17 protein-coding genes and 1 tRNA gene are annotated in these 14,842 nt (G+C 60.6%); 7 read left to right on the top strand and 11 right to left on the bottom strand.

The features are described from left to right. Positions 1-77: 77 nt before the first annotated feature. The 3 genes from CKW25_RS13430 to CKW25_RS13440 all read right to left on the bottom strand — a co-directional run bounded on the left by CKW25_RS13430 (position 78) and on the right by CKW25_RS13440 (position 2,353). Positions 78-1,115 carry a DUF1214 domain-containing protein gene (locus tag CKW25_RS13430; protein ID WP_095079897.1) on the bottom strand — a complete coding sequence of 346 codons (1,038 nt, stop codon included), beginning with the start codon at positions 1,113-1,115 and terminating at the stop codon, positions 78-80. Between the two features lie 178 nt (positions 1,116-1,293). Continuing rightward, a complete protein-coding gene (locus CKW25_RS13435; protein ID WP_095079899.1) occupies positions 1,294-1,572 on the bottom strand; it encodes a hypothetical protein in 279 nt (92 codons plus the stop codon). Further along, a complete protein-coding gene (locus tag CKW25_RS13440; protein WP_095079901.1) occupies positions 1,562-2,353 on the bottom strand; it encodes a VacJ family lipoprotein in 792 nt (263 codons plus the stop codon). The genes CKW25_RS13435 and CKW25_RS13440 overlap by 11 nt, the downstream gene beginning before the upstream one ends. A 168-nt stretch (positions 2,354-2,521) precedes the next feature. On the opposite strand from CKW25_RS13440, the gene CKW25_RS13445 reads away from it, so the two are divergent. Beyond that, positions 2,522-3,232, top strand: a complete 711-nt coding sequence (locus CKW25_RS13445) for a response regulator (RefSeq protein WP_095079903.1) — start codon at positions 2,522-2,524, stop codon at positions 3,230-3,232. Between the two features lie 5 nt (positions 3,233-3,237). Next, entirely contained in the window at positions 3,238-4,572 is a 1,335-nt protein-coding gene (locus CKW25_RS13450; protein WP_371855131.1) for an ATP-binding protein, read from the top strand. A gap of 47 nt (positions 4,573-4,619) precedes the next feature. Here the strand turns inward: CKW25_RS13450 and CKW25_RS13455 are convergent, their stop codons facing one another. From CKW25_RS13455 to CKW25_RS13490, 8 genes are all read right to left on the bottom strand, one after another. Further along, the gene (locus tag CKW25_RS13455; RefSeq protein WP_095079904.1) at positions 4,620-5,075 is read right to left on the bottom strand and encodes a glycine zipper 2TM domain-containing protein; all 456 of its coding nucleotides are present in this window, start codon (positions 5,073-5,075) and stop codon (positions 4,620-4,622) included. Between the two features lie 147 nt (positions 5,076-5,222). Further along, complete coding sequence (locus CKW25_RS13460; protein WP_143497323.1) at positions 5,223-5,495, bottom strand: hypothetical protein; 273 nt, start codon at positions 5,493-5,495, stop codon at positions 5,223-5,225. Beyond that, positions 5,492-6,103, bottom strand: a complete 612-nt coding sequence (locus CKW25_RS13465; protein ID WP_095079908.1) for a hypothetical protein — start codon at positions 6,101-6,103, stop codon at positions 5,492-5,494. Before CKW25_RS13465 ends, CKW25_RS13460 begins: the two co-directional genes overlap by 4 nt. Beyond that, positions 6,100-6,711, bottom strand: coding sequence for a hypothetical protein (locus CKW25_RS13470; RefSeq protein WP_095079910.1), 612 nt, complete (start codon positions 6,709-6,711; stop codon positions 6,100-6,102). The genes CKW25_RS13465 and CKW25_RS13470 overlap by 4 nt, the downstream gene beginning before the upstream one ends. Beyond that, positions 6,708-8,171 (bottom strand): PAAR domain-containing protein, encoded by a 1,464-nt coding sequence (locus CKW25_RS13475; protein ID WP_095079911.1) that lies wholly within the window; start codon positions 8,169-8,171, stop codon positions 6,708-6,710. The genes CKW25_RS13470 and CKW25_RS13475 overlap by 4 nt, the downstream gene beginning before the upstream one ends. A 205-nt stretch (positions 8,172-8,376) precedes the next feature. After that, positions 8,377-8,745: a PH domain-containing protein gene (locus CKW25_RS13480; RefSeq protein ID WP_095079913.1), complete on the bottom strand. Its 369-nt coding sequence runs from the start codon at positions 8,743-8,745 to the stop codon at positions 8,377-8,379. 52 nt (positions 8,746-8,797) lie between these two features. Continuing rightward, complete coding sequence (locus CKW25_RS13485; protein ID WP_095079915.1) at positions 8,798-9,127, bottom strand: hypothetical protein; 330 nt, start codon at positions 9,125-9,127, stop codon at positions 8,798-8,800. A 93-nt stretch (positions 9,128-9,220) separates the two neighbouring features. Continuing rightward, a tRNA-Leu gene (locus CKW25_RS13490) sits at positions 9,221-9,305 on the bottom strand. 108 nt (positions 9,306-9,413) lie between these two features. On the opposite strand from CKW25_RS13490, the gene queA reads away from it, so the two are divergent. The 5 genes from queA to secF all read left to right on the top strand — a co-directional run bounded on the left by queA (position 9,414) and on the right by secF (position 14,842). Beyond that, on the top strand, positions 9,414-10,478 hold the full coding sequence (queA, locus tag CKW25_RS13495) for a tRNA preQ1(34) S-adenosylmethionine ribosyltransferase-isomerase QueA (protein ID WP_095079917.1): 1,065 nt from the start codon (positions 9,414-9,416) through the stop codon (positions 10,476-10,478). Positions 10,479-10,492: 14 nt separating this feature from the next. Beyond that, positions 10,493-11,608, top strand: a complete 1,116-nt coding sequence (gene tgt / locus CKW25_RS13500; RefSeq protein ID WP_162130301.1) for a tRNA guanosine(34) transglycosylase Tgt — start codon at positions 10,493-10,495, stop codon at positions 11,606-11,608. 43 nt (positions 11,609-11,651) lie between these two features. Beyond that, positions 11,652-11,987 carry a preprotein translocase subunit YajC gene (yajC, locus tag CKW25_RS13505; protein WP_095079919.1) on the top strand — a complete coding sequence of 112 codons (336 nt, stop codon included), beginning with the start codon at positions 11,652-11,654 and terminating at the stop codon, positions 11,985-11,987. 62 nt (positions 11,988-12,049) lie between these two features. Continuing rightward, on the top strand, positions 12,050-13,918 hold the full coding sequence (gene secD, locus CKW25_RS13510; protein WP_095079921.1) for a protein translocase subunit SecD: 1,869 nt from the start codon (positions 12,050-12,052) through the stop codon (positions 13,916-13,918). Between the two features lie 9 nt (positions 13,919-13,927). Continuing rightward, positions 13,928-14,842, top strand: a complete 915-nt coding sequence (secF, locus tag CKW25_RS13515; RefSeq protein WP_095079922.1) for a protein translocase subunit SecF — start codon at positions 13,928-13,930, stop codon at positions 14,840-14,842.

The raw sequence follows: 14,842 nt of genomic DNA on the forward strand, positions 1-14,842 counted from the left end.
CGGTCCGCAGAAATATGTCCCGACTTATACATGTGCACATTGAATAAGGGGCCGGCAACCAGCCCCGCATCAACTGATTACTTGACCGCAACCGACTCGGGAAATGTCCAGGTGCCGTTCAGGATCGGCGCCTGCGGACGGTACAGGCGCACGGTGTAATTCCATCCCGCAACCGTTGGCAGGCAGTTGACGGTCGTCGCCTGGCAATCGCCGAACTGGATGGCAATCGAGCCGTCATCGGCTTTCTTCGCGGTGAGGTTGTTGAGGGTGTAGGCATTGGCCGGGTTGGGCTGGTAGTAGCCTTCGGCGTTGTACAGGCTCACGGACCAGAAGCCATCCACGGGCACGTCTTTGACGGTGAGGCGGTACACCGTCTTGCCGTCGTTTTGCGCCGGGGTGACGTTCAGGTACGTGGCGTCCTTGTCCGGGTTGCCGCCCCAGGCAGATGCCGAGCCGAGCAGGTGGCGGATCGGGTCGACGGTGTCCCGAGTGCCGAAGGCTTTCTTGAAGTCGGGGATAGTCGAGGACAGTACCAGCAGGGCATCGCGCACTTTCTTCTGGCTGGCGGCGTCCCATTGCGGCAACTCAAGCGAACCAGGGGCTTTCTGGCTGACCTTGATCGCGTCCTGCAGCGTATGCACCTGTTTGACGTCGTCCGGGTTGGCCGGGTCGACCAGGGTGCGGATGGCCGTCACCGCATAGCGGGTGCCGACGTTTTCACGGGTCAGGGTGTAGCTGCCGGCGCCGTAGTACACGTTCGGCACGTAGTGGTCCTGGTTGATGACTTGCAGTGCCATGTAGCGCTTGCCCGGCTCCGGCAGGGTGATGGTCACCGGCCCGGCGTCGAGGTCGAACACCCCGGAGGAGTAGAGCGTGTCGCGGTTCAGGCGGATGACGGTCTGGTGTTCGATCGAAGCGGCTTCGCGACGATGCAGCAGTTTGCCCAGGCCGCCTTGCTGGGTCAGCGCGCCCACGTACATGTCCGATTCGGCGCGGATGAAGTTGTCGACGGTCACGGGCACCGCCTTATCGGCGGCAGGCGTGGTGGTGGCCTGAGCCTGGGCGCTGCCGAGCAGGGCCGTGAGGACAGCAGTGGCAATCAGGGTCGTGTTCATCGTTGAGTCCTTTCAAGGCGCAGGGCAGGCGTCGGTGCCGCAGGGGCGACGCTTCGAATGAATCAGCGATAGTAAGGGCTTGGGTCGCTAAAGCAAGAGGGTGCTGGCAGGGGATGATGCCGCCGACGGGGCACTGAAGGGGAGGGGGAGCAAAAGCAGGATTGGCCGGGTAGCGGGTTCAAACAGCCGATCGGTGGGCGGGCATTTCATTGCCTTGCTCCACCGCTTGCTCCTCGCCATGGGCGATTATCCAGCGCATCAGGGCGGCCACCGGCACCCGATGGCTGCGTTCTACCCACTGCATGCCTTCGGGGCTGGAGACCTCGATGTAGCGCCGGAGGGTCAGCTCGCGCTCGTCATCCGACAGGTGCAGGCTGGTTTCGCTGCAGTGCAGGTGGGCATGGGTGCGTTTGACCTGGCGCTGCTCGAGCACCAGTGGCCGGGTGTTACGTGGCATCGGTCGGGGTTTCTTCGCAGCGTTGCTGTTGCGGGTCGGACTCGCCCAGTTTGCCTTCCTGGACAAATTTGGCGCGCTTTTCGGCGGTGATGTCACGCAGGGCCGCGTAGTAATCCGGTTGTTGTGACAGGGTGTCGGTCAACGGCAATGCCGCGGCGCGCTTGTCGATCACGCCACCGACACTGGCAACGGTGGTCAGGGTTTCGGCAGTGTCGCTGTTGTCGCCGAACGGGTTGAAGGCAGCGGCCAGAACCTTGCCGACCGCGTCGCGGCTGTTGGCGGTGCCCAGTACCGGCATTTCAACGATCGGTCCGGCACCGATGCCCCACACACCGAAGGTCTGGCCGAAGTCCGAGGTGTGGCGCGGGATTGCCAGCGAGTCGGACACGTCGATCATCCCCAGCAGGCCGGCCGTGCTGTTGATCGTGAAGCGGCCCAGGGTGTTGAGTGACCGCTTGCCGTTGCCTTGCATCAGGTCGTTGACGAACACCGTGGGTTCGTTGAAGTTGGTGGTGAAGTTATGCATGCCCAGCTGGAAGAAATCCGGCGTGTAGCCATAACCGCGAGCGACCGGCGCGATGGCGTACTCATCGATCACCTGGTTGAACGAGAAAATACCGCGGTTAACCTGCTCGGCCGGGTCGTGCAGCGGGTAGCTGACTTGGGCGCAGGTAGCTGAAGTGTCGGCCGTGTTACGGCTGGTGCAGCCGTACAGGTAGGTCAAGGTCAGCAGCAGTGCGGTATTGCGAAACAGTGCTTGGGAGCGCTTGAACACAGGCATGGCGGACAGTCTTTGGAAAAAGAGGAAGCTTGATGCTGGCAGCTGCACCTTGCTTAAAGATGTCTGCTTTTTTTCGGGGTTGATTCTTTGTGACCTTGATGAAATAAATGACGGGGCGCGCCGAATGGTTTTAGATGTCAGATCTATCAGACGCTGAGTGATGCGCCGGTGAGCAATCTTTTGATCGTGGACGACGACCTTGAGGTCCTTGATCTACTGAGTAAATTTTTTGTGCAGCAAGGTTATGCCGTCGAGGTCGCCACCGACGGTGTCTCACTGTGGGCCGCGATCGAGCGCCAGGTGCCGGACCTGATCATCCTCGACCTGATGATGCCCGGCGAGAACGGCCTGAGCCTGTGCCAGCGCCTGCGCCAGCAATACACCACGCCCGTGATCATGCTGACCGCCATGGGTGAGTTGAGCGACCGGGTGGTGGGGCTGGAAATGGGCGCCGATGATTACCTGAGCAAACCCTTCGACGCCCGCGAACTGCTGGCGCGGGTGCGTGCGGTATTGCGCCGGGTGGGCGAAGTGCGTCCACTGACCGGCCAGGTGCCACACCCACTGATCCGGTTCGCCGAGTGGCAACTGGACCTCACGCGGCGCGAACTGCGCTCACCGGATCAGGTGATGATCCCGTTGTCGGCCGGGGAGTTCGACTTGCTGCTGGTGTTCGTCGAGCACCCGCAGCGCATCCTCACCCGCGAACTGTTGCTGGACCTGGCCCGTGGGCGTGCCCATGAGGCATTCGATCGCAGCATCGACGTCCAGGTCAGCCGCTTGCGGCGCAAACTGGAAATCGACAGCAAGCGCCCGGAGATGATCCGCACCGTGCGCAACGGCGGCTACCTGTTCACCCCTAGCGTGACCCGTCAGTGACAGGGCTGAAGTGGGGCCGGTGCCTGCGCTCGCGGGACACCGTTTCGCGCTGGATCGCCCTGACCACCATCCTGGCGATGCTTACCTCGCTGGGCTTCTACGCCCTGTTTACCCAGGTGGCGGGCGTGTGGGCGTATCCACCGCTGACCGAGACCGGCCTGCTGGAAAAACTGTCGTCCCTGAGCCGGGTGATCGAGGCCTCGGAACCCTCGCAGCGGCAAAAACTGGCCACGGCCGCCAGCGATGGCACCCTCGACATCAAGTGGCGCGCCAGCCATGACGCGCTGAACCTGCCCGATATCCCCGAGGCGAGCACCCGCACGAACAACCCGAAGGCTCATCAGCTATTCGATAGCTCGCGCCTGGAGGTCTACCAACCCCGCGATTGGCCACGACAGGACGGCCAGTACGCCCTGGTGATGCAATTGACGGATGGCTCCTGGCTGATGTTCGGCATGCCCTCGCGCAGTTGGGGGCTGGAGCACTGGGCGCGCAACCTGATCGTCATCCTGCTGGTGCTGTTGTCCACCGGCCTGGTCGCCCTGATCACCACCCGCCGCCTGGCCAGGCCCCTGAAAACCTTCGCCCAGGGCGCACGGCGCTTTGGTGTCGACTTTCGTGCACCGCCTATCGAACCGGTCGGCCCGAACGAAATCCGCCAGGCCATCCTTGCGTTCAACGCCATGCAGGCCCAGTTGCAGCACTTCATCAAGGACCGCACCCAGATGCTTGCGGCGATCTCCCATGACCTGCGCGCGCCCCTGACCCGCATGCGCCTGCGTGGTGAGTTCATCGGTGATCCGGACCTGCAGAAAAAGCTGTTCCGCGACGTCGATGAAATGCACGCCATGATCAATTCCAGCCTGGACTTCTTTCGCGACGATGCGCGCCTTGAACAAGCCACGCCGTTTGACCTGGCCGAACTGCTGCATACCCTGATCGACGACTACCGCGACCAGTCCATCGAGATCCCCTTCAGCGGCCCGCCCCGGCTGGTCTACGTCGGCCGCCCGCTGGGCCTAAAGCGCGTCATCACCAACCTGGTGGAAAACGCCCTCAAGTACGCCAGCGAGCCGGCCATCGAACTGTGCGGCGACGAGAAGCAGGTGATCGTTCGCGTACTGGACCGTGGGCCGGGCATTCCGGATAACCGCTACGAACAGGTGTTCGTGCCGTTCTACCGGCTGGAAGGCTCGCGCAATAAAAACACCGGCGGCGTGGGGTTGGGCCTGTCGGCCGCACGGGCGATCGTGCTGGAGCATGGGGGAGAGCTGACGGTCAGGAACCGCAAGATCGGCGGGCTGGAAGCGAGGGTGGTGTTGCCGGTGCTGGAGGGGTAGGGGCAGGCAGACAGGCCGCAGGCGTGCCGTGAGCCTGCCCCGCGGCCTCAACTCTGCGGCACCACCCGAGCCTCGTTACCGCTGCCTTCGATGTAGACATTGCTGCCCTTGGCCAGCGCAGGATTGATCGGTTGGGTCACCGACACCAGCACACCGCTCTTCACCCGCACGATAACCTGCTGCGCTTGCTGTGGCTGGTCATAGTGCTTTTTCTCTGCATAATTACCGCCCGCCGCGCCGGCCAGTGCCCCAGCGACCATGGCCACGTCCCGGCCGGTGCCGTTGCCGATCAGGCTGCCGATACCGACCCCAGCCAACCCGCCCAGAATCGCCCCGACACCGCTGTCGTGATTGGTCTGCATCTGCGTGAGCGTGATCTGCTCGATCTTGCCGCTGCGAATCTCCATTTCCCCCGCACCGCCACTGCCCGCGCCCACAGCGGCACAACCGCTGAGCAACAAGGCAAAAACCGGTGCAAGCAACCACGAGGCAGATGTATTCATCGGATAACTCCAGTGTGCTGAGGCGGCCTTCATTGGCCATGGGTAATCGGGAAAAAGCCTAGCACACGGGTGGCGCCGGTCTGGGGTGGTGCAAACAAGGCTCGTCCATCACCCATCACCCATACGATTTCCTTTTCCGATTGCGCTTCAATTGCCGCCCACGAAACGCAGGCAGCGAGCACCAGTGCAAACACACCACGTCGTCGACCCAGACATTGCGCCAGGCTCATCGCCCGCCCCACCTGCGGCGATATCCCGAAGCGCCTGTTCGATCTGATAGCGGTTGCCGTCATGCAACAGCTCGTCAAACGGTGCCGTGGCCTTGAGCACAAAAGGCATGCGCTGATGGAGGTCGGACAGATTGGTCATGAGGTTGTTGTCCAAGCCAATGGCGTGTCCATCATCAGGGCTCAGGGTCAAGGTCTCCCCCACGGTGTGGCAAGCTGTAGAGTGATAAGGTAACGCTCCTCAGTGGGGCGCTTATAATCCCTGAAACGATTGACCGCCAGCATCACTTGGTACTGGTCGCCTGCTCGCCAGTAAGCCGTACCGCCCTTGTTCACCTCTCGCAATCGGGCGCGCCATTGGGGCGTATCGGCGAACGATGGAAAGTCCTTGATCCGGATTGGCGTCCAGCCGCCGTTGCGCCATTTCTCCTGCAGTTCCAGCACAACCTTGAGCGTATCGTCGAGTAGCAGCGGCTCGATTTGCGGGGACATGCTGACACTGTTGACTAACTCATCATCAAAAGTAACCGTGAAAAACCGAGCCAGTGGGGTCTCGAACCCGTAGTGAGGGTCAATGAAGCGCAGGCGGGCATCCGATTTCGGCAATCGCCCCCAAAAGCGCCCGGCAATAGCCGGGTCAATCTCCGCACTGGAGCGCTGGCGCATGTCCTCCCAAGGCTCGCCTATCACCAATGCGATTTCCTTTTCTGATTGCGCTGCAATCGCCGCCCATGCAATGCAGGCAGCGACCGCGAGTGCAATCACACCGCGTCGCCAACCGACACGTTGCGTCAGGCTCATCGCACGCCCCGTGATTTGGAAAGCCCCAGTGTAATGAGGTAACGCTCCTCTTCAGGGCGCTTGTAGTCCTCGAAGCGATTGACCACGAGCATTGCCTGGTACTTGTCGCCCGCTAGCCAGTAAGCGGTACCGCCTTTGTTCACGTCCCGCAATTGGGCACGCCATTGCGGTGTGTCGGCGAACGATGGAAAGTCTTTGACCCGGTTCGGCGTCCAGCCGCCTTTGCGCCATTGCTCCTGCAAATCCAGCACGACCTTGAGCGTATCGTCGAGTAGCAGCGGCTCGATTTGCGGGGACATGCTGACACTGTTGACTAACTCATCATCAAAAGTAACCGTGAAAAACCGAGCCAGTGGGGTCTCGAACCCGTAGTGAGGGTCAATGAAGCGCAGGCGGGCATCCGACTTGGGCATATTGAACCAGGCTCGTCCAGGAATGGCTGGACCAATGGTCGCACTGGAGCGCTGGCGCATGTCCTCCCAAGGCTCGCCTATCACCAATGCGATTTCCTTTTCTGATTGCGCTGCAATCGCCGCCCATGCAATGCAGACAGCGACCGCGAGTGCAATCACACCGCGTCGCCAACCCAGACGTTGCATCAGGCTCATCGCACGCCCGCACCTGCGGCGATATCCCGAAGCGCCTGTTCGATCTGATAGCGGTTGCTATCATGCAACAGCTCGTCAAACTGGGCCGCGGCCTTGAGCACAAAAGGCATACGCTGATGGATGTCGGACAGGTCGGCTACGGGGTTATTGCTGAAACCAATGGTGCGTCTGTCATCGACAGGTCGGCATTGGCTGGCCAGCGTCAGCTCAATGGCCTGAGCGACGCCGGATGGGAAGTTCGTGACATAAGAGAAGTGATTGCCGCGTAGCAGAACCACCAACTTCAGGTCGCTGTACATCGACGGTTGCAAAATATTGACCTGTTCGTGCCTAGCAAGATGGTCAACACTTTTGGCGATATTGCCAGCCTCAATGGCCTCAAAGGCTTGCAGGATTTCATCGTGATCGGTCCCGAACTTTAGCTTCTGTTGTGCGACCGGCCATAGCACGGGGTACTGGTCATGCCCATAAATGTTCTTACGCGAAGGCAGGCAGGTTTCGAGCGCCCCCAACCCCCGTTCCTTGTAGAAAACATGCAGCGGATAGACGTCCAGGAACAGCGTGGTATTGCCCATGGCCAGCATCTCATACACATGCTGGTACAGCTGTTGCGCCATCGACAGCGGTTCGCCCTCGCGCCTGAGGTCGATACTCGGCAGCGGGTTGTTGCCGATGGCGTGCTCGTAGTCCCGTTGTGCCTGCTCGTAGTCCCCCAGCTTCGCTTGCCGCTCATCTTCACTGCCGCTGAACAAGCCAAAGAGCCCTGTCCTGGCGCTACGCTTGAGCTGCTGCGCGGCTTCATGTTCGGCCTGGATCTTGTCGATCGAGTCGGCGGCGTGCAGCAGGCCACAGCCCACCTGTTTCGAGGCGAAGGCGGCGAGCCCGGCCCACTGCAAGCGCGGATCGTGTAGCCAGAGTTGGGCGTAGGCGGCATTGATCGCGCGGTTACGTGCCTTGGGGTCGGCGATCAGAATGCCGCCTGGCGCCACGATGGCTTCGGCTCTTTGCTGGTACTCGCGCCAGAGGTTCTCGCAGACCTGTCCGGGCAGCGGCGCGAAGGTCGAGGTTGGACGGTTCGGTGCAGGGGTGAAGCTGGAGGGGCGCGGTTCGGCTACCGGGTGGCGTGCGGTTGGCGCGGCGGGTTGAGCAGTGGCTCGGGGGCGTGGCGCGACGTTGTCGAACAACTGACACCTGAGATTCTGGTTGGCAATCAGTCGCGGCGGCGGGTCGCACTTGCAACGGCAGAGGTCGCCGTCGAGGGCGGCGGGGAGACCATCCAGCAAGTCCACCAGGTGCGGGCCGTCGCAGACAATGACCCCGGTGCTGTCGCATTCCGGGCAGTCGACTTCATCGCCTTCGCGGGCCATGGCCTGGCCATTGATGGTGCTGTATGCGTAGCCGGTGAGCACGGTGCCGTTGACCGTGGTTTTGGCCCCGACGGTGATGTGATAGCGCCTCATGCCAGACAAGTCCTTGTGTGATCGGTAGGGACGAGCACGCTAGGCGAGGCGGTGCAGGGAGATAAATCAGACGTTTCGTTGAGTGGTGTAGGTTTGCTCTGAATTCACTCGATAGATGATCTGTCGATGTGTCGGGAAAGAGGCGTCATATTGATTGTCGCCCTTTGAGGACCGTTTATAAAAACCGATCCTCTTTTGGCGTGGCTCAGAGCAAATGTTTGGAAATGAGCTTCGATATCTCGACAATCGACGTCTTCCCTGTGAATTCGAACTTCACCTTGCCCAGCGACGAAAAGTAAATTTCCAGTTCGCAATCCAGGTCGAACGTGCCGGACGTTTCCACGGAGTAGGCGACGATGTTTTTGTAGGGGAGGGAGGTGAAGTCTTTTTTGCTGCCAGTGATACCTTGCACGTTCACCGCGATGATCCGCTTGGTCGTGAAGACCACGCCGTCGCGCATGGCCTTGTAGGCGTCGACGACTTCCTCGCCTTCCAGCAACAGGGACGAGACACGTTCTGCGTACTCATTGTTTTGCTTGAGCTTGAAGAAGCCTTTGTTGTTGAAGTCGATCATTCGCCAGTCCTTGTAGTTGAATGGATCTGGGGGCTGCACAGCGCCCCATCCGTCACTGAATGTCTTTCAAGTAGTCCTTGAGCGCGATGAGCGGGGCATTCAGTTGCTCCAGCGTCCGCGCCTGGCTGAAGTCAGCTGACAACCGCTGCAGCTCACGCCCCAGGGGCTTGTCGACACCGCCTAACGCGCTGAGCGCCAAGCCCAGGCATTCATTGACTTTAAACTGGATGGCCTCGACATCACCTCGGCGCAGCAGCAGCTCGAATACGTCCCTCTGATAGTCGGCCATGATCAGGTCATCCCGCAGAATCGGGCTTTGGCCTTCTGCCTCGTACGCCAGCTTGAGGGAGAAAAGGGCAACTGTTTCCAGTGGCAATTCCATGGGGTGGATCCTTGTGATGTCTGGCAGGACGGTCGTCGGCACTTTCCTGTAGGCGAAAAAAAAGGCCTTGCTAAGCAAGACCTTTCTTAATTTTGGTGCCCCGAGGGAGACTCGAACTCCCACTCCTTTCGAAAACGGATTTTGAATCCGCCGCGTCTACCAATTCCGCCATCAGGGCTCAATGGCGGCGAAGTATAGAGATGAGTTTACCGTTGGTCAATCAGCTTTCATGGTCTATTTTCACTATTTCCGCTAGACTTCCCGGCCCTGCTAGACGAACCCCATCATGCGCGTTGCTGACTTTACTTTCGAACTCCCTGATTCGCTGATCGCTCGCCACCCTTTGGCTGAGCGGCGCGGCAGTCGCCTGTTGACCCTGGATGGGGTCAGCGGCGCCCTGGCACACCGTCAATTCACTGATTTGCTTGAGCATTTGCTCCCGGGCGATCTGATGGTGTTCAACAATACCCGGGTGATTCCGGCGCGGCTGTTTGGCCAGAAGGCTTCCGGCGGCAAGCTGGAAATCCTGGTGGAACGGGTGCTCGACCGTCATCGCGTGCTGGCTCATGTGCGCTCCAGCAAGTCGCCCAAGCCGGGGTCGAAGATCCTCATCGACGGCGGTGGCGAGGCCGAGATGCTGGCGCGCCACGATACGTTGTTCGAACTGGGGTTCGCCGAAGAAGTGCTGCCGCTGCTCGACCGTGTCGGGCATATGCCGCTGCCTCCTTATATAGACCGCCCGGACGAAGGTTCGGACCGCGAGCGTTATCAGACGGTGTACGCCGAGCGCCTGGGCGCGGTGGCGGCACCGACAGCGGGGCTGCATTTCGATCAGCCGTTGCTGGAGGCGATTGCCGCCAAGGGCATCGAGACCGCGTTCGTGACCCTGCACGTCGGCGCTGGCACGTTCCAGCCGGTGCGCGTCGAGCGCCTTGAAGATCACCACATGCACAGCGAATGGCTGGAAGTCGGCCAGGACGTGGTGGATGCGGTCGCGGCCTGCCGGGCTCGCGGTGGGCGCGTGGTGGCCGTGGGGACCACCAGTGTGCGCTCGCTGGAAAGCGCGGCCCGTGATGGTGTGCTCAAGCCATTCAGCGGCGACACCGATATCTTTATCTACCCGGGCCGGCCGTTCCATGTGGTCGATGCCCTGGTCACCAACTTCCATTTGCCTGAATCCACGCTGTTGATGCTGGTTTCGGCATTCGCCGGTTATCCCGAAACCATGGCGGCCTACAAGGCCGCGGTCGAGCATGGATACCGCTTTTTCAGCTACGGTGATGCGATGTTCATCACCCGTAATCCAGCGCCGACTGCCCCTAGTGAATCGGGCCCTGAGGAAACAGCATGAGTCGCACCTGTCGTATGTCTTTTGAGCTTTTGGCCACCGACGGCAAGGCTCGTCGTGGTCGTTTGACCTTCCCGCGCGGTACCGTCGAGACCCCGGCCTTCATGCCGGTGGGCACCTACGGCACGGTCAAGGGCATGCTGCCACGGGATATCGAGGCGACTGGCGCTGAAATCATTCTGGGCAACACCTTCCACCTGTGGCTGCGCCCTGGCACCGAAGTGATCAAGAAGCACGGCGACCTGCATGACTTCATGCAGTGGAAAGGCCCGATCCTGACCGACTCCGGTGGTTTCCAGGTGTTCAGCCTGGGCGCCATGCGCAAGATCAAGGAGGAGGGCGTGACCTTCGCTTCCCCGGTCGACGGCGCCAAGGTGTTCATGGGCCCGGAAGAGTCGATGCAGGTCCAGCGTGACCTGGGCTCCGACATCGTGATGATTTTCGACGAATGCACGCCGTACCCGGCTGATGAAGACGTCGCCCGTATTTCCATGGAATTGTCCCTGCGTTGGGCCAAGCGTTCGAAAGAAGCCCATGGCGACAACACGGCGGCGCTGTTCGGCATCGTTCAGGGCGGCATGCACCAGGACCTGCGCATGCGCTCCCTGGAAGGCCTCGACAAGATCGGCTTCGACGGCCTGGCCATCGGCGGCCTGTCGGTGGGCGAGCCCAAGCACGAAATGATCAAGGTGCTGGATTATCTGCCGGGCATGATGCCGGCTGACAAACCTCGTTACCTTATGGGTGTTGGCAAGCCGGAAGACTTGGTTGAGGGTGTGCGCCGCGGGGTGGACATGTTCGATTGCGTGATGCCAACCCGTAATGCCCGCAACGGGCATCTGTTCATTGATACCGGCGTGCTGAAGATCCGTAACGCGTTCCATCGCCATGATGATTCGCCACTCGATCCGACCTGCGATTGCTATACCTGCCAGAACTTCTCCCGCGCTTATCTGCATCACTTGGACAAGTGCGGCGAAATGCTGGGGAGCATGCTCAATACCATCCATAACTTGCGTCATTATCAAGTGCTTATGGCTGGTTTGCGCGAGGCTATTCAACAGGGTACATTGGCCGCCTTTGTCGATGCCTTCTATGCCAAGCGCGGGTTGCCTGTTCCGCCTTTGGACTGAGTTTTCTGACCTTAAGATTCAATACTTGCAACTGGAGTGCTAAATGAGCTTTTTTATCTCTAATGCTATGGCGGACGCCGCTGCACCTGCTGCTGGCCCAATGGGCGGCGGCTTTGAGTGGATTTTCCTGGTCGGCTTCCTGGTCATCTTCTACCTGATGATCTGGCGTCCACAGGCCAAGCGCGCCAAAGAGCAGAAGAACCTGCTCGGCAGCCTGCAAAAAGGTGATGAAGTTGTGACTACTGGCGGTATCGCCGGCAAGATCACCAAAGTAGCTGATGACTTCGTTGTTCTTGAAGTTTCTGACTCGGTAGAGCTGAAGTTCCAGAAAGGCGCCATCGCTGCCACGCTGCCAAAAGGCACGCTGAAAGCGATCTAAGTTTCATCTTCTACCAATCGACGGGGCGCGCAAGGCGCCCCGCGTCATAAGCGGGCGGCGTGATGCTGAACAAATACCCTCTGTGGAAATACGTACTGATCCTGGCGGTGCTAGCGGTCGGTCTGATTTATTCCGCTCCCAATCTATACCCTGACGATCCGGCCATTCAGGTCAGTGGTGCAAGTACTGCGTTGCAGGTGACTCAGGCTGATCTGGATCGTGTGAGCAAAGCGCTCAACGAGGCCGGGATCAACGTCAAGGCCGCCACTCTGGCGGAAAAAGGCAAGGGCGGTCTGGTACGCCTGACCAAGCAGGAAGACCAACTTCCAGCCAAGGACGTCGTGCGCAAGGCACTGGGCGATGATTATGTTGTCGCGCTGAACCTGGCACAAACCACCCCGCAATGGCTGCGCAGCCTCGGCGCGCACCCGATGAAGCTGGGCCTGGACTTGTCCGGTGGTGTGCACTTCCTGCTGGAAGTGGACATGGACAAAGCCCTCGATGCCCGCATGAAAGTCTACGAAGGCGACGTCAAGAGCCTGTTGCGTAAAGAGCGTCTGCGCTATCGCAGCCTGCCGCAACTGGGTGGCGCCATTCAGCTGGGCTTCACTGATGAAGCGGCCCGCGAACAGGCCCGCACGCTGATCCGCAAGAGCTTCAACGATTTCGACATTGTTCCCGCCGACCTCAATGGTCAGCCGGTGCTGCGTCTGGCGATGACCCCGGCCAAGCTGGCGGAAATCCGCGAATACTCCATCAAGCAGAACTTGACCACGGTACGTAACCGCGTCAACGAGCTGGGTGTAGCCGAGCCTATCGTTCAGCGCCAGGGTGCCAACCGCATCGTGGTCGAGCTGCCAGGCGTGCAGGACACTGCCGAAGCCAAGCGTATCCTGGGCAAGACGGCCAACCTTGAGTTCCGTCTGGCCGCAGAGCCGGGTGCTTCGAAAGCCACTTCCGAAACCTTCGAGTTCCGTGAGGGCAACCGTCCTCCTGCGCTCATCGAGCGTGGGCTGATCATCACCGGTGACCAGGTGACTGACGCCAAGGCCGGTTTCGGTGAACAGGGCTCGCCGGAAGTGAACATTCGTCTGGACGGTCACGGCGGCGAGCTGATGAACCGTGCGACCCGTTCGAACGTCGGCCGCAGCATGGCGGTGATCTTCATCGAGCAGCGCCCGGTGACCACCTACGTCAAGCAGATGGTCAACGGCGTCGAGAAAGACGTGCCGGTCCAGACCTTCAAGGAAGAGAAGAAGATCATCAGCCTGGCGACCATCCAGTCGCCGCTGGGCGCCCAGTTCCGTATCACTGGCCTGACCGGCCAGGGCGAATCCTCGGAGCTGGCCCTGTTGCTGCGCGCCGGTGGCCTGGCTGCACCGATGTACTTTGCCGAAGAACGGACCATCGGTCCAAGCCTGGGTGCCGACAACATCACCAAGGGTATCGATGCGTCGCTGTGGGGCATGCTGTTCGTGTCGCTGTTCATTATCGCCATCTACCGCTTCTTCGGCATCATTGCCACCGTCGCTCTATCGGTGAACATGGTGTTGCTGCTGGCCCTGATGTCGCTGCTGGGTGCAACCCTGACCCTGCCGGGTATCGCCGGTATCGTGTTGACCATGGGCATGGCGGTCGACGCCAACGTGCTGATCTTCTCGCGGATCCGTGAAGAGATCGCTGCGGGCATGACCGTGCAGCGTGCAATCAACGAAGGCTTCGGCCGGGCATTTACCGCGATTCTCGACGCCAACCTGACCACCTTGCTGGTCGGCGGCATCCTCTTTGCCATGGGCACCGGCCCGGTCAAGGGCTTCGCAGTGACCATGTCCCTCGGGATCTTTACCTCGATGTTCACGGCCATCATGGTGACCCGCGCGATGGTCAACCTGATCTTCGGCGGTCGTGACTTCAAGAAGTTGTGGATTTAAGGGGCTGCCATGTTACGTACAATCAACTTCATGGGCGTTCGCAACGTTGCGTTCGGCGTCACATTGTTCCTTACGGTCCTGGCCTTGTTCAGCTGCGTCACCAAGGGCATGAACTGGGGGCTGGACTTCACCGGCGGTACGCTCATCGAGCTGACCTACGAGCGTCCGGCCGATGTGACCAAGGTGCGCGAGCAACTGGCTTCGTCGGGCTATAACGACGCCGTGGTCCAGAGCTTCGGTGCTACCACCGACTTGCTGGTGCGGATGCCGGGCGATGACCCGCTGCTGGGTCAAAAGGTGGCTGAAGCGCTGCAGAAGGTCGGTGGCGACAACTCGGCCGTGGTCAAGCGCGTCGAGTTCGTCGGCCCGCAGGTGGGTGAGGAACTGCGCGACCAGGGCGGCCTCGGCATGCTGATGGCGCTGGGCGGCATCCTGCTCTACCTGGCGTTCCGCTTTCAGTGGAAGTTTGCGGTCGGTGCGATCGTATCCTTGATCCACGACGTGATCGTGACCATCGGTATCCTGTCGTACTTCCAGATCACCTTCGACCTGACGGTGCTGGCGGCGGTGCTGGCGATCATCGGCTACTCGCTCAACGACACCATCGTGGTGTTCGACCGGGTGCGTGAGAACTTCCGGGTGCTGCGCAAGGCCAGCCTGATCGAGAACATCAACATCTCGACCACGCAAACCCTGCTGCGCACCATGGCAACGTCGATCTCCACCTTGCTGGCGATCGCGGCCCTGTTGTTCTTCGGTGGCGACAACCTGTTCGGCTTCTCCATTGCGCTGTTCATCGGTGTACTGGCGGGTACCTACTCGTCGATCTACATCGCCAACGTGGTGCTGATCTGGCTGAGCCTGAGCAGCGAGGACCTGATTCCTCCTGCCAACACCGAAAAGGAAGTGGACGACCGTCCTTGA

The organism is Pseudomonas sp. Irchel s3h17, assembly GCF_900187505.1.
Lineage (GTDB): Bacteria > Pseudomonadota > Gammaproteobacteria > Pseudomonadales > Pseudomonadaceae > Aquipseudomonas.

Excerpts from the sequence above, each read along its gene's own strand:
- CKW25_RS13430 (WP_095079897.1), bottom strand. The coding sequence starts at position 1,115 with ATGAACACGACCCTGATTGCCACTGCTGTCCTCACGGCCCTGCTCGGC.
- CKW25_RS13435 (WP_095079899.1), bottom strand. The coding sequence starts at position 1,572 with ATGCCACGTAACACCCGGCCACTGGTGCTCGAGCAGCGCCAGGTCAAA.
- CKW25_RS13440 (WP_095079901.1), bottom strand. The coding sequence starts at position 2,353 with ATGCCTGTGTTCAAGCGCTCCCAAGCACTGTTTCGCAATACCGCACTG.
- CKW25_RS13455 (WP_095079904.1), bottom strand. The coding sequence starts at position 5,075 with ATGAATACATCTGCCTCGTGGTTGCTTGCACCGGTTTTTGCCTTGTTG.
- CKW25_RS13465 (WP_095079908.1), bottom strand. The coding sequence starts at position 6,103 with ATGAGCCTGACGCAACGTGTCGGTTGGCGACGCGGTGTGATTGCACTC.
- CKW25_RS13470 (WP_095079910.1), bottom strand. The coding sequence starts at position 6,711 with ATGAGCCTGATGCAACGTCTGGGTTGGCGACGCGGTGTGATTGCACTC.
- CKW25_RS13475 (WP_095079911.1), bottom strand. The coding sequence starts at position 8,171 with ATGAGGCGCTATCACATCACCGTCGGGGCCAAAACCACGGTCAACGGC.
- CKW25_RS13480 (WP_095079913.1), bottom strand. The coding sequence starts at position 8,745 with ATGATCGACTTCAACAACAAAGGCTTCTTCAAGCTCAAGCAAAACAAT.
- CKW25_RS13485 (WP_095079915.1), bottom strand. The coding sequence starts at position 9,127 with ATGGAATTGCCACTGGAAACAGTTGCCCTTTTCTCCCTCAAGCTGGCG.
- queA (WP_095079917.1), top strand. The coding sequence starts at position 9,414 with ATGCGCGTTGCTGACTTTACTTTCGAACTCCCTGATTCGCTGATCGCT.
- tgt (WP_162130301.1), top strand. The coding sequence starts at position 10,493 with ATGTCTTTTGAGCTTTTGGCCACCGACGGCAAGGCTCGTCGTGGTCGT.
- yajC (WP_095079919.1), top strand. The coding sequence starts at position 11,652 with ATGAGCTTTTTTATCTCTAATGCTATGGCGGACGCCGCTGCACCTGCT.
- secD (WP_095079921.1), top strand. The coding sequence starts at position 12,050 with ATGCTGAACAAATACCCTCTGTGGAAATACGTACTGATCCTGGCGGTG.
- secF (WP_095079922.1), top strand. The coding sequence starts at position 13,928 with ATGTTACGTACAATCAACTTCATGGGCGTTCGCAACGTTGCGTTCGGC.